This window comes from Bradyrhizobium sp. RT6a, assembly GCF_040547675.1.
GTDB lineage: Bacteria > Pseudomonadota > Alphaproteobacteria > Rhizobiales > Xanthobacteraceae > Bradyrhizobium.
Map to the genome: position 1 here is coordinate 1 of NZ_JBEPQC010000012.1, position 12,166 is coordinate 12,166.

14 protein-coding genes and 1 pseudogene are annotated in these 12,166 nt (G+C 59.3%); 5 read left to right on the plus strand and 10 right to left on the minus strand.

Features of this window, described 5'->3' with window-relative positions; genetic code table 11:
- From ABIC03_RS36275 to ABIC03_RS36285, 3 genes are all read right to left on the minus strand, one after another.
- A partial coding sequence (locus ABIC03_RS36275) for a DUF4082 domain-containing protein (protein ID WP_354065355.1) occupies positions 1-662 on the minus strand: 662 nt, incomplete at its 3' end.
- Between the two features lie 324 nt (positions 663-986).
- The gene (locus ABIC03_RS36280; RefSeq protein WP_354065357.1) at positions 987-1,229 is read right to left on the minus strand and encodes an acyl carrier protein; all 243 of its coding nucleotides are present in this window, start codon (positions 1,227-1,229) and stop codon (positions 987-989) included.
- Positions 1,216-3,090 (minus strand): HAD-IIIC family phosphatase, encoded by a 1,875-nt coding sequence (locus ABIC03_RS36285; protein ID WP_354065359.1) that lies wholly within the window; start codon positions 3,088-3,090, stop codon positions 1,216-1,218. Before ABIC03_RS36285 ends, ABIC03_RS36280 begins: the two co-directional genes overlap by 14 nt.
- A 136-nt stretch (positions 3,091-3,226) precedes the next feature.
- On the opposite strand from ABIC03_RS36285, the gene ABIC03_RS36290 reads away from it, so the two are divergent.
- On the plus strand, positions 3,227-3,850 hold the full coding sequence (locus ABIC03_RS36290; protein ID WP_354065361.1) for a GNAT family N-acetyltransferase: 624 nt from the start codon (positions 3,227-3,229) through the stop codon (positions 3,848-3,850).
- Between the two features lie 218 nt (positions 3,851-4,068).
- On the opposite strand, the gene ABIC03_RS36295 is transcribed toward ABIC03_RS36290, so the two are convergent.
- Positions 4,069-5,169, minus strand: coding sequence for a hypothetical protein (locus ABIC03_RS36295; RefSeq protein ID WP_354065363.1), 1,101 nt, complete (start codon positions 5,167-5,169; stop codon positions 4,069-4,071).
- Positions 5,170-5,783: 614 nt separating this feature from the next.
- On the minus strand, positions 5,784-6,125 hold the full coding sequence (locus tag ABIC03_RS36300; RefSeq protein ID WP_354065365.1) for an H-NS histone family protein: 342 nt from the start codon (positions 6,123-6,125) through the stop codon (positions 5,784-5,786).
- Positions 6,126-7,092: 967 nt separating this feature from the next.
- On the opposite strand from ABIC03_RS36300, the gene ABIC03_RS36305 reads away from it, so the two are divergent.
- The gene (locus tag ABIC03_RS36305) at positions 7,093-7,836 is read left to right on the plus strand and encodes a LuxR C-terminal-related transcriptional regulator (protein WP_354065367.1); all 744 of its coding nucleotides are present in this window, start codon (positions 7,093-7,095) and stop codon (positions 7,834-7,836) included.
- 12 nt (positions 7,837-7,848) lie between these two features.
- Here ABIC03_RS36305 and ABIC03_RS36310 read toward each other — a convergent pair whose 3' ends face one another.
- Positions 7,849-8,121, minus strand: a complete 273-nt coding sequence (locus ABIC03_RS36310; protein ID WP_166517484.1) for a hypothetical protein — start codon at positions 8,119-8,121, stop codon at positions 7,849-7,851.
- Positions 8,122-8,375: 254 nt separating this feature from the next.
- On the opposite strand from ABIC03_RS36310, the pseudogene ABIC03_RS39325 reads away from it, so the two are divergent.
- A pseudogene (locus ABIC03_RS39325) lies at positions 8,376-8,714 on the plus strand (hypothetical protein); the annotation flags it as partial.
- A 569-nt stretch (positions 8,715-9,283) separates the two neighbouring features.
- Here the strand turns inward: ABIC03_RS39325 and ABIC03_RS36320 are convergent.
- Together ABIC03_RS36320 and ABIC03_RS36325 are read right to left on the minus strand one after the other, a co-directional pair.
- Positions 9,284-9,475 (minus strand): hypothetical protein, encoded by a 192-nt coding sequence (locus ABIC03_RS36320; RefSeq protein ID WP_354065371.1) that lies wholly within the window; start codon positions 9,473-9,475, stop codon positions 9,284-9,286.
- Positions 9,476-9,535: 60 nt separating this feature from the next.
- Entirely contained in the window at positions 9,536-10,075 is a 540-nt protein-coding gene (locus ABIC03_RS36325; RefSeq protein ID WP_354065373.1) for a PepSY domain-containing protein, read from the minus strand.
- A 187-nt stretch (positions 10,076-10,262) separates the two neighbouring features.
- On the opposite strand from ABIC03_RS36325, the gene ABIC03_RS36330 reads away from it, so the two are divergent.
- Positions 10,263-10,385, plus strand: coding sequence for a hypothetical protein (locus ABIC03_RS36330; protein WP_283814490.1), 123 nt, complete (start codon positions 10,263-10,265; stop codon positions 10,383-10,385).
- A 406-nt stretch (positions 10,386-10,791) separates the two neighbouring features.
- On the opposite strand, the gene ABIC03_RS36335 is transcribed toward ABIC03_RS36330, so the two are convergent.
- Positions 10,792-11,010 carry a hypothetical protein gene (locus tag ABIC03_RS36335; RefSeq protein ID WP_354065375.1) on the minus strand — a complete coding sequence of 73 codons (219 nt, stop codon included), beginning with the start codon at positions 11,008-11,010 and terminating at the stop codon, positions 10,792-10,794.
- Between the two features lies 1 nt (position 11,011).
- Positions 11,012-11,266, minus strand: coding sequence for a hypothetical protein (locus ABIC03_RS36340; protein WP_354065377.1), 255 nt, complete (start codon positions 11,264-11,266; stop codon positions 11,012-11,014).
- A 461-nt stretch (positions 11,267-11,727) separates the two neighbouring features.
- On the opposite strand from ABIC03_RS36340, the gene ABIC03_RS36345 reads away from it, so the two are divergent.
- Positions 11,728-12,165, plus strand: coding sequence for a hypothetical protein (locus ABIC03_RS36345; protein ID WP_245289054.1), 438 nt, complete (start codon positions 11,728-11,730; stop codon positions 12,163-12,165).
- Position 12,166 lies beyond the last annotated feature (1 nt).

The window sequence follows — 12,166 nt, forward strand, 5'->3', positions numbered from 1 at the left end:
AGGGTCAGCGTGCTCGCCGTCGCGCCAGTGATGTTGCTCCATGTGGTGCCGTTCGTGCTTTGCTGCCATTGATAGGTGACGGCGCTCGGCACTCCATCCGCATCGCTCACCGCGGCGGTCAAAATCTGTTTCTGTGTCGGGGTCCCGCTGATGCTTACCGTGCCGGGGCGATTGTTGGGTTTGGACGATCCCGCAGCGAACACGACGTCGCGGAAATAGTTTGTATTCTGGTAGACGGCGGCTGGGAAGACGCCCGCGCTGTAGTCGAAGACGCCGGCGCCGGCCGGTGCGTTCAGGCCGCCGTTGCTGATGCCGGAGGCGAAGCCCTGCGGGGTGGAGACGTAGTAGCTGTTGATATTGACCGAGACCACGTAGGTCGTACCGGCCGCGATGGTGAGCGGCGTGGCGAGCGCCTGCTGCTGCCAGCCCGATGCGCCTTCGCTGGTGAACGTGACCGTCGCCAGCTCCTGGCCCGTTGCCGACCAGATGTGGCCGACATGGGTGCCGGTCTCGTTCGAGGCCTTGTAGTACCGGATCGCCTGGATCACGCCGGATGTGTCGCTGGTGAAGCGCATCCCCAGCTCGTAATCCGCCCCTGTCCCGTCGGTGGCATTGGTGATGGACGGTGTCTGGGTGGTGAGCAGAGTGGTGGTGACAGCCACGTTGTACTCCCCGGGCTAGTCAAGGAATTTGGCTAGGGTCTAAACTTGCCGGCCGACCTGCGCGAGGTGCAGCGACAGCGTGGTTGCCGTGGTATTCGAGTTAATAATTTTAAATAACATAAAAGGCAATTAAATAGAAATTGTTTTTAGCTGCTGGGAAGTAACGCTGGTCAACTTCTCTTGAATTTTGAAGGAAGCGGGCGCGCGTCACGGACCGTGCACTATCCACGTCGCTCGATCCCGGGGGGAAGAGGCGCCCGCAATTTGAATGAAGCGGCTGCGGACTTCGTTGCCAGCCCCGAAGACGCTCGCGATGCGCAGCTCTTATGGTTCCAACCGTTTCGCGATCAGGTCGGCGAACTCACCCAGGTTCCGGGCCGTTTCGACTTCGCCAACGCGAAATCGCACGCGAAACTTCTGCTCGACGGCGATGACGAGCGAGATCTGCATGAGGGAGTCCCACTCCTCGACGTCGGCCGCCGACAGCTCGGGCTTGGCCGCGACCTTCTCAAGGAAGATGCCGTCGAAGACCTCCTGCAACTTCGCTAGTACTTCAGCTTGCTTCATAAGCCCTCCGGGTTACGCGGATCTTTGTCGAACGCCTCTTATACTTCTCCACCTCGAGCTCGAACTCCTTTCGGGAGGCGGAGTCTTCCGTGTGCACGAAGCCAAACTCCTCGTAAATGCTGGCAACGATCCCGTTTTTGGCCGTCGGAAGATAAATGCCGCGCACTCTTGCGCAGCCGGCGACCTCTGCAAGGCGAAAAACCTCATTCATGATCTCGTCCTCGACCTGGCGCTTAAGGACGCGGCAGCTCATGAGCCAGGTATCGAGAACGAAGACGCCGCCCTCGATCTTTGCAATGACCACAGAGATGAGCCCGGTATCACCGAACCGATCCTCAAGCCGCATCGTAAAGCACCGGTAGTCCGGTCGTCTTAAGAGCCCCTGGATCTCGGTTTCGGATCGACGCAAGGTCGTCAGGTTGAACTGGTTGCTGCGCGCGATCAGCTGGGCAATGCGGGGTAGGTCGAGCGAGTCGAACTCCTTGATCGTGCCTCTCATCTCCAGCGAGGCGAGATAGGCTGGCATGTCGGTCACGCTCGCCGCGAGCTCCGTACGTCGCCGTTCCTGCCTATACTGCGTCGTCCGTTCGAGATCCTCCTCTGTAACGTTCCGAGGCTCGAAATGGCGCCCGGCCTGGAGGCGGCCGATGAATTCGGCGGGATCTGGCCCCAGGAGCACGCCGTCGACCTGGGGCTGAAACTGGCGCACAATCTCGATCTCCGCGGGGTTGTCGTCGGCGAAGACGAAGCTGTCCAGGCCAACGCGGAGTTCATCCGCGATACGCTGCAGGTTGTCGGACTTCGGATCCCAATTGGCTTTGAAGGCTGCGAAGTGCTCCAGGCGGAGAACCATCTCTGGATGCTTCTCGAAGACCTCGATCGCGCGCGCATGGTCGTTCTTGCTGCATACCGCGAGCAGGACGCCGCGTTCGGAAAGCGCAAGGAGGTACTTCTGGAAAGCCTTGAAAGCTTCGCCGCGGGGAGACGAGTCGCCAAGTTCGATTCCCTCGATGCCGTCCTCCGCGATCACGCCGCCCCATAGCGTGTGATCCAGATCGACGGCCAGCACCTTTTTGGGACCTTGCTTACGGGAGGCGATCAAATGGCTTAGCTCTTGCGCGACGTCCACTAGAAAATCAGGTGAACCGGGCTGCTTCGATTCGTACCACCCTCGCGCATCCTCCGCGGCCGTGATCCCTCGGCGTGCCGAGAGAAACTCGACGTCGCAGATTTGCACCCCGGCCGGGGCCCGGAGCCCGAGCTCAAGGTTTACCGCCTTGCGGAAACTCCAATCGGCGCCAAGCGTGCGTGAACGGAACGAACCGAGATCGAGGTCACTGGGCAGCGGAAGATTGGCGAGAATCACCGACGCACCTGAGCGTTCGATGAAAGTCTGCGCGAGGTTGAGGAGGTGCTCCGCGGCGTCAACTGCAGCTGCGCGCTGATGTTCCACGGCATCGAGGAGCGAACCGGAAAACCGGTAGTGCCTCGCGTTCGGCAGAATGAAGGCGAGATCCGGCTTGAAAGCGTACAGTGGGCTCGAACCGTCGAGCATTTCCGAGACGAAATTATCATAGTCGCCGAGGAAGCGTTCGCACTCAACTCCACGAATGGCCAGAAGGTGTTCAACCAATTCGTGCAATGGGTACAGGTTGTAACCGCCGATCAATGCGAGGCGGAGTCTCGGCTGGACACCTTCGGTCGTATGTCGCTTCGCCTTCTTCCGAAGTGTCGACAGATAGAATATTTCGGAAAAGCTCGCAGCCTGCCGCGAGCGGGCGGCAAGATGTCCCCAGAACGCGGCGTCGCCGGATAGCGCCAAGGACTTGAGCTCGGCATCGTTTAAGTGCTGGTCCGGCAAGACGGGAGCAGAAGCGAGAATAGCGGGCCTCCATTAAGGAAATCATTATCATTTAATTGTCACGCACCTTAAATAACGCTAGCTTTCTGGTCAATTAAATATATTTAAATTACTCGAATTAAGGTATAATGAATAGATGACGGCGCATGTGGGATTGGAGCGGCTGGGCTTGGCCACGCTTTCTACCAAGACTGAGAATCTCAAACGGCTTCCCGAGGGGAATAACCTGACCCTGCGAGAGATCCGGCTGGACGACTCCGCGCAAATCGTCGCCTGGCGAAATGATCCCGTTCTCGGCAAGTTCATGACCCGCGAAAAGCTGACGTTGACCCAGCAGGAAGAGTTTTTCCGAACCTACCAGGCTCGGGCGGACGACTACTATCTCATTGCCGAGTTCAAGCGGTCGAAAAAGCCGGCTGGCAGCATCGCCATTGCAAACGTGGATTTCGCGGCGAAACGCGGCGAGGTGGCGCGCTTGATCGTCGATCCTGGTGCGCGTCTCTTTGTGGCCGAGGTCTTCGATCTGCTTTTCACGTTTGCGTTTGCGGAACTAGGGCTTTCGGTCGTCGTGGCCAACGTGCAAAGCAAAAACGTTCTCTCGAAGAGCTTGCATATTCGCCTCGGTTTCCAGGTCGAAAAGATTGCGTCCCAGGCTTGGTGGAACGGCGACGATGTAATCACGTTTCGAATGTCGCGCGAAGATTATCCGCGGTTGAAACAGGTTTGGTCGGCGCTGCTCCTCGATGCGCGAGAGGAGTAATTGCCCTACCAGCTAGGCCAGCAGAGGCATCCCGCTTCTGGAGGCGACGAATTTCGCGCTGGAATTAGGTGTTGCCTGTCTTCTGGAGCACCCCATCGCCCCACGTGGATCACGGACCCTTTGCTTCTTCCCGCCTGCGTGGCGCCCGACAGAAATCGTATCGTTGACTGCTGCACGGGTTTGACATGCGCTGTAGTGTTTCTCGCCTCGGCGACGCTTTATCGAGGCGAGGGCGGGGTGTGAATCGGCGAAAGCTCGATCAGGGGCTCAGTAACGATTTGCGCGAATCCGTCAGTCGAAATAGGTCTACTGCGCCGAACGCACTCGGCAGCACGCAGGCCGCCTGCCTGCAGTCTCACGATCGGTTCAGGGCCAATCTCCGAGAGGAGAATGCCCATGTGCCCCAATGCGGGAGGCGCTGTTGGCCAAACGGCCAATCCATTTGCTGACAATACGGTTCGATCCATATCGCCCCAAAATTGCACGATAACCCCGCCGGCGGGCGCGCAAGCAGCGAGGTGCGTTGCTTCCGGCGAACCGATACGAGGCTGAGCCGCCGGTCGCAGCGCGACGATGATTGCGTCCCACTCGTCGCGATACACAGCTTGGACGCTGTCAAAGGTTTCCACGCTCGCTCCAGAGTTCGCGAGACCGGCGCGGAGCGAGCCAACAAAGTCATTGTCACACAGCACACCAATGCGATTCTTGTAAACGGGTAAACCGCAATCGTGAAGTTGCTTTACGCTCAGTGGACCGAGAAACGAGAAGACATCGACTGCCGGGTGGCGTTCGTTCACGCCGACAATCGGAATTCCGCGCCGCAAGCACGCTTGCATGTCGAGGTCGTTGGCGCGAAATTCCCAAGCCTCAAACATCAAGGCGATAACGGCCTCCTTTGGTAACTTATCGATTAGCGCACCGGTAAGAGGCCGAAGATGGCCGCTGTTGGTTATAATATCCGTTTGATTGAGAATACCCGGGGTGATCTGCTCCAAGACGTCGATGCGATCGGCCACACCGACCGAATCTGCAAGCTCCAGAGTCTGTCGCCTGGCATCGCCCGGTGTGCCGTGCCGCGTAGGTTTCGTGAAGGCATAGACGTGCCTGGCTCCAGCCATCGCTGCCAGCACGGCGGTCACGGCATATGCGCCGGTCGCGGCCTCAGTGAGAACCGTTAATTCCGACAGGTCTAAGAGCGTTTCCGTGAGCGCTCGGCTCATCAAGGCTCCCAGACGCGGCAGCGAGAATCCTGGTCGCAAAGCCGTGTCGAAGCCAGACCGCAATTGCCCGAATGCTGCTCCGGTCCCGGTTCCGGTCATGAACTGACTTTCGTTTTTACACTTGGCGAGAGCAATGCTTTGTGCGCTGCATATGTGGTCGAGCTGCCCTGAGCTCGTTGTGCGCCGAAAGGGTTTTATGAGCGAAGGTTGCTTCCGAGTTAATTAATGCATTTATAATTATATTACTGCCGATTTAATGTCAATGACGACCGCTGGGCCCGAGACGGTGCGGTAATGCAGCCTCATAGCTAGTAATGGCCGGTGAGCATTATGCCGTGACGGCGGGTCGGCATTTGAAATTTCTGAATCAAAAAGTTAACTTGCAGTATGTCCATTCTGCCCTATTTTCACCTCAGCGACGATTGGAGGAGGGCACTGATGACCACCTTGACGCCGACGGCGAAGACCGTCGTGCGTTCTTGAAAAGCTGCGGAAAATTTGCTGCCGTTACCCCTCCAGCCATGACGCTGTTGCTGTCTACCTCTCTGACTTCAGCCGCCATAGCCAGTTCAGAGGCCGTATTGTGCATGGCAATAGTGGCTACGGCAACGGCGGCGGTGACGGCAGTCCTAAAGAGGATCGCGATCGCTAGATTTCGTAGTCCATGGACGGCCGCGCCGTCGCGGTGTGTACGGCGTCGGGCCGGGCCGTGCTCAACCAGTCCGGCGGCGCTTGTGGATGGACGAGCGGTTAATCAACAAATCGCCCAGCTTCTTGCCGGCTCGGAGCTGCGCCTTCAGCCAGCGGGGTTGCTTGCCACGACCGGACCAGGTCTCGGACGGGTTTTTCGGATTTTGATACTTCGGCAGCACCGGCGGGTAGGGGCGGCGCGCGCGTTCCTCGTTGGGGGTCCCGGAAGTTCCCTCTATCCTGCGAAGCCGCTCTTCGAGCTTGGCTTTCTCCGCAATCATTCTCCGACTAAGAACAGCCGTCACCTCATCGTAAAGCCGCCACAGCTCGGCTGTGGCCGTGGATGCCCACTCGTCGTTCCCCATGGAAGCCGTCCCCACTACTTCCGATTCGAAATAGGAGGGGGGCTTATCAGGTCAAAGCCCCGTCGGGCAAGCCTGATCGGCCCGCGCACAGAACTCTAGTGTGCAGTGCGGTGCTTCTGGCGCTACCAGCCGGGCCTGTGCCTTCGACCGGCCGGTCGCCTCCCAGCCGGTCTCCGCCGGCGGACCCTCCGCATCGGGCCGAGCAGGCGCTGCTCGGCCATCGACACGCGACTACGTAAATTTTGCAATTCGGTGAATTGAACGATCAGAGATTCATGCGTTTGTCGCAAAACAGCCGAAGAATACATGTGACCACCTACTCATTACCAGCGATGACCCGTGACGCAGATTGAAGTTTGCCGGGTTGGCGAAAATGTCGCGCGAACTTTGCTGACGAGGTTTTCATCGGTGCTACTGCCGAAGCAGAGCCATTGTCATTCGAGACGTCTGATTAATGGTTGGAAAATTTCCACTCGTATTGATGTTGGATGAATAGTATTACTTTTTGAGCCTCCTCTTCGTGTTATGGGTCGAGGCTTTTCCAGCTGCCTCGCTCCGGTCAAGTTTGTCGAATGTTAGATTTGAATCGTGAATGTGACTATATATCGTTCGTAATAAGTGGTCGGTGATGAGCTTGATCGCGGTTAACCAATCCTGACGAGGCAGCCACATACTGGGCCGCCAGATCCGCGGGAGAGTTTTGCAGATCGTAGCCAGCTGAGAAGGCGCTGTTTTTGTCGATGAATTGGCTGCTTCGGATTTTCCATGGAGGACCGGAATCCTACGGTGCTGCACGCATTCTCAAAGCGAGTTACAATGGTGTGGCCATCATGCGTTGCCGATGCGCCGTGACAAATCGACAGTGCGGCGTTTTGGCAGATCGGATTGGTTGTGCTTCCCGCGCGTCTTGAGGCGAATGTAGGAATAAAAACTGCCACGCGGGGTATCAGGAATAGGCAAGGGAAGCATGCGCCGGATCAGAGTCGTCATCGCGGATCGGCACCCGATCGTCTTGCAGGGGATCAGCAGCGTCCTTGAGACGCAGCACGATTTTGCGATCGTGGCCGCCTGCGGCGATACTGCAAGCTGCATTGGGGCGATCCGACTTCTGGTGCCCGACATCGCACTGGTCGATATTGCAATGCCCAATTTCAGTCGGTCGCACATTCTAGCTCTCGCAAAGTCCGCCGGCCAGGGTACCCGGGTCATTTTCTTTGCTGAAAAGGCCGGCGATCAAAGGTTGCAGACGCTGGCCGCGGGCCGCGCCTGCCTTGCCCTCACGAGGGATGCTGAGCCGGAGATGCTGGTCGCGACCCTAAGGAAGGTTGCGGAAGGACCGGCAGCACCGCGGTCGCCGTGCAGTGGTGGCGCGCGCCGTGGGGAGTCTCGCACCGGTGAGGAGAAGCCTCCGACGCAGCTGACCGACCGGGAGCGGCAGATCATGAGACTCGTATCGGAGGGGCTGTCGAACAAGGAGATTGGGCGTTTCCTGAACATTACCGACGGTACGATCAAAGTCCACCTTCACCACATCTTTCAGAAGCTCGATATCAGCAATCGAACAGTTCTCGCGGCATTGGCAATTTCGCAAAACGGGCAACATGCGGCCGCACGTGAACTCGACCCTTCCGGCCTACTACAGCAGGATCCGGCGGTTCGAAACGACGAGGACGTCAAGCGCAGCAATGTCCTTCCGGAACGTACGCGTTAGCTGGACATCGCATCATGCTGGGCGGTGAGCATCGGTTGCGGCGCGCAGATGCTCGGCCATGTTGCGGCAGGCTCCTTCGGCCTCGGCCAAGGTTCGGAAGGGCGACCCGCTGATCTTGATCGCGCCATTGTTCTCGTAGAGTGGTCGCCAACTCGCCAGGTACCCGGAGCGTCCGTGAAAGCCTGGACCGGTAGGGCTCTCCAGGCTGATCACAAACGAGAAGCCATCGCCGCTCGCGCTCCAGATCTCCATGTTTTCGATGGGCCGGTGAAATTGCAGTGGCATGGCCATCATCCGTCGTGCGCTGCCCTTAACCACGTTAAATCAGATATATGCATATTAATGTTATTAATGTTATTTGAGACTCCAGATCGGGGCTCCGGCGCCGGGGGGTAGCAAACCCGAGGCCATGGAAATGCTGGCAATCTGCCGGTGGCGCACGCTTCGCAATCTCCACCTTTCAAACAAAAGTTTTGGTTGAAAGTCTATTTAATATATAATACGAATGAATGAAAGCGATTTAAATCGAGGGGCGCAGCGTGACCCAAGGTGGCAATGAAGATGACGACCGGCGGGCGTTCCTGAAAACCTGCGGAAGATTCGCGGCCGTGACACCGCCCGTCATGACGCTGCTGCTGTCGACCTCGCTGACCTCGACGGCCATCGCGCGTTCAGGCGGACAGAACGGAGCAACGCATGACGACGACAGGGGCCAGTCGTTCTTCGACAACGATCGCCCATCCTCTGCAGTGTCGGGGTCCTCTGGCAGCGGGGCACCTGGAGGCGGTGGCGGACCTGGGGGGCGGCGTGGTGGGGCATCTGTTGCTGGAGGGCCATCCGGTGGTGGCGGCGGGTCCGGCGGAGCGGCCGATGGAAAAGGACCTTTCGCGACGGGAGGGAACTCCGGAAATCCGACCGCATATGGAGGGGTCGATTGTGCAGATGAAGACGACGAGCGGAGCCACAATCCCGAGTGCGAGCGAGCCGCCACTCGACTTTCGAGCGCAACCCGCTCCGAGCATTAAAAACAGCTCGACCCGCTGTTATCGCATGCTGAGCAGCCTGGCCCAATGGAGCGTGCCGCGCGCCTGGGCACATGAGTACTCTCTTATAACGCGCCGCCGCATCGTTATCGGCGACGGCAGCATGCCGAATGTTAGTCGCTTTTTCCTGTGATTGCATATTTTTTGCCCACCGTCGAAGCTGGCGGAATTTTCGCGGACATATTGCAAGGAGACCTCACATGAAAATCTGCGCTCGAGTGGACAACCCCGCTGCTGTTCTTCGCCAGCGTCTCGAAGCGCTTGCTTCCCAACTCGCAGAACTTGAGAGTCTCAGGGACCGGGTGGATCGAGAAGAGAACCATCAGCGCGAGCTGCGCCGGTCGCGCTATCTCGGACGGCGCGCGAGCTCAGAGTCTAGATCCCGACATGCCGATAACATGGACCTAAACGGCCATCTCGACCAACGGCATTGGATCGGTCCAGTCCATCGTCCGCGTGTACATTGGAAACGACACTATGCCGTAGACTGCCACGATCAGGCTGTCGACGGCGCATTTGGCGTCCAGCGGCTTACGCTCATAGATCGCGAGCAGATCGCGGACGATGCGGTCGTAGAGTGAGTATGAGCGCGTCACGATCGGCGACCGTCCGAACGGAAGCCCGGTGTCGATGATCGCATATGGCCCGGCAGCGGGTCAGCGGGGAGTTAACTCCCGGCGTCCGATCTTGGGCGGCTCGAGCAGCACTTCCTTCAAGCGATCCCCGGTGGCGACGACGACAACGAAATTGAGTTTGCCGTCCTGCTTCATCAGTCCGCCAGCGAGCGCTTTTCCCTCCGCCGCTTTCTCCGCGACCCGCACCGCATCCGACAGGTCCTGCTTGATCCACTTCAGGGCGACGACCTTGGCGAGATCTTCTCGATCGAGTTCCTTCAATGACGATGCAATCTCGCGCTGCGACACGCTCCCGGTGCTCGCATCAATCACGTTCTCGTAGATATGCTCGTTCTTGACCGTGCGTACGCGGTAAACGGGCGGACCGGATATCTCGAAGTTGACGTCAGCGGTCCTTGAGCCGTCGTGCAAGCGCTCGGCGATCGTCATCGCCTGATCCAGCGGCACGCGGGTGGTATGAAACTGCTCGATCACTCGGCGGATGGCCGCTTCGTCGACATCGTCCTGCGCGGCAGCGCTTTGCTGTGCAGCGTCGGAAGGAGCTTGGGTGATGTCGGCCATCGCTCCCGTCCCGGTCAGGGCGGCGGAGCAAACCATGAGGGCAAGCAACTGCATTTTTGGCATCGGATAGTCCTTTGGTGTTCATTCAAAAATGGCTGGGTGATTAGTTCGGCGACCATGCGGTTCGGCAATGGCGGCGCTCGCGGATCGATGAACCGCAGGCACCAAGCCCGTTTGCGAAAGCAGGATGCAGATCGTGCCGCCGCTTTACGGGATGCGCTCGAGCGAGTTTACGCTCTCGCGCCCCGATCTCCTCTCGACCGGCGGTTTGGCCTGTGTGGTCGTGAACGTCGGGCTGCGACTGCGCTAGGCTTTGCCGAAGGCGCAGATCAGTCGGCTGTGTTGGATTGCCGTCACTACTTTCGAGGTGAGTTTCGGGCAGCCGGGATGGAGCTTCGGCAGCGATGTCATGCTCGGCAGCCCTCGCGCGCAGTCCGAACCCGCTGGTATCGATGACGACCGCCTCCGGTGCCTTGGTGTCGGAGCGGATCCGGATCGGCGGCAGCGCAGAACGCGAGTCCGTGAGTGGGCTCGGCGCAGGAGCAGGCAGCGCCCAACCGGCTGCCAGAAGCAGCAAGAGCAGCGCGCCTCCGACCCAGAGAAAATAGCCCCGCAGGGGTAGCTCCGGTTCGACGAGGCCGCTCGCACTTCGTGACAGCATGGATTGCCTGCTCATGGCAGCTCGATCCTGGACATGGCACGAGACCTTCTCATTGTCAGATGCCCCAGGGTCGCGGATGCCGGCGCGCGAGCTGGACATCGAGATACCCGCGCTCGTCGATCCATTCGACCGGGCAATAGGCCATGGCTTTTGGATCGATCTCGTGCCCGTCCCGCTTGAGGGCTGTGCGCGTGCCCGTGAGGCCGGTCCACACTGGATGGCCGGTGGCCGGATCCGGGTGCATGACGTCGAAAACTTCGATCACGCCGAGCATGTCAGAATTTCCGCCAGGATTGTCGTGGGGTGCAACCGAGCGTCGTCGAAGGCATCCGGAGCCCGGTCGGCTCGCCACATCGCAGGGGCGCGGGCTCCCGGTCGGCAAGCTCGTGAAGCCAGGCGAGTGCCCCGATGGTCACCGTCAGCAGCAGGCTCATGCCCACGAGCGACAAGGCGACGATGAAATTGAGAGATGCGAGTGCGATTCCGGGCCAGGGATTTTCCCTTGCGAGCGTCAACAGCAGGCTTGACATCGTTCCACCATTAAATAAACTATACCGTATATTTCGCATACCGCATGGGTCGCGAAAGTGTCAAGTGCAGAGACTCACAAGCGCGTGTTCGCGCTGCTCGGCCGCGGGGCTTCGGGCCGAGCGACGCTGCGCCGTCGAATGAATCAATCGGTGAAAGGGATCGGATATGTTTAGGAAGCGAGCAGCGCTCGTCGGTGTGACGTTAGTTTCAGTGGCCAGTGCGGCGTTCGCGCAGGAGGACCGCGGCACGGCCGCGCAAAGGGCCGCCTGCGCGCCTGACGCGTTTCGCCTATGCATCGGCTACATTCCCGACCCCACCGGTGTGGAAGCCTGTCTCCGGCAAAGAAGGTCGGACCTGAGCGAAGCTTGCGGGGCCGTCTTCGACCAGGCAGCCGCCGCAGCCTCGATCAGAACGATGGAAGCGCGTCGGCATCGCGGCGCAAAAGATGAGGAGTGATCGCATGAACACGATCTATTTCCCCGCTTTCGCCGCGTTCGGAGGCTCGGCCTTCGGAGCGATTTCCACCATCGTCACGGGGTGGGCGACCCGTCGTCGGAGGGTCCGCGAACGCCATCATGCTCACGCGTTCGTCAAACGTGAAAAGCTGTATCGATGCTTCATCGAGGAGGCGTCCCGGCTGTATGCGGACGCGCTGACCAGCGACAAATCCGAGATTCCGGCACTGGTGAATCTCTATGCGCTGATCGGGCGAATGCGGATACTGTCCGACGACGAGGTGGTCCATGCCGCAGAGCGGGCGGGACGGCTGATCATCGAGACTTACCTGGCACCGAACACCTCGTTCGTCGACCTGCCGGGCTTCCTCGAGGAGATGGATCCGCTGCGTGAATTCGGCGAGGCTTGCCGGCGCGAGGTGCAGGCAATTCCGCCGCATTGAG

Bases quoted from the DNA above. Each gene is read 5' to 3' on its own strand.
- ABIC03_RS36280 (WP_354065357.1), bottom strand. From the start codon at position 1,229: ATGAAGCAAGCTGAAGTACTAGCGAAGTTGCAGGAGGTCTTCGACGGC.
- ABIC03_RS36290 (WP_354065361.1), top strand. From the start codon at position 3,227: ATGACGGCGCATGTGGGATTGGAGCGGCTGGGCTTGGCCACGCTTTCT.
- ABIC03_RS36295 (WP_354065363.1), bottom strand. From the start codon at position 5,169: ATGACCGGAACCGGGACCGGAGCAGCATTCGGGCAATTGCGGTCTGGC.
- ABIC03_RS36300 (WP_354065365.1), bottom strand. From the start codon at position 6,125: ATGGGGAACGACGAGTGGGCATCCACGGCCACAGCCGAGCTGTGGCGG.
- ABIC03_RS36305 (WP_354065367.1), top strand. From the start codon at position 7,093: ATGCGCCGGATCAGAGTCGTCATCGCGGATCGGCACCCGATCGTCTTG.
- ABIC03_RS36310 (WP_166517484.1), bottom strand. From the start codon at position 8,121: ATGCCACTGCAATTTCACCGGCCCATCGAAAACATGGAGATCTGGAGC.
- ABIC03_RS36325 (WP_354065373.1), bottom strand. From the start codon at position 10,075: ATGGCCGACATCACCCAAGCTCCTTCCGACGCTGCACAGCAAAGCGCT.
- ABIC03_RS36330 (WP_283814490.1), top strand. From the start codon at position 10,263: ATGCAGATCGTGCCGCCGCTTTACGGGATGCGCTCGAGCGAGTTTACG.
- ABIC03_RS36335 (WP_354065375.1), bottom strand. From the start codon at position 11,010: ATGCTCGGCGTGATCGAAGTTTTCGACGTCATGCACCCGGATCCGGCC.
- ABIC03_RS36340 (WP_354065377.1), bottom strand. From the start codon at position 11,266: ATGTCAAGCCTGCTGTTGACGCTCGCAAGGGAAAATCCCTGGCCCGGA.
- ABIC03_RS36345 (WP_245289054.1), top strand. From the start codon at position 11,728: ATGAACACGATCTATTTCCCCGCTTTCGCCGCGTTCGGAGGCTCGGCC.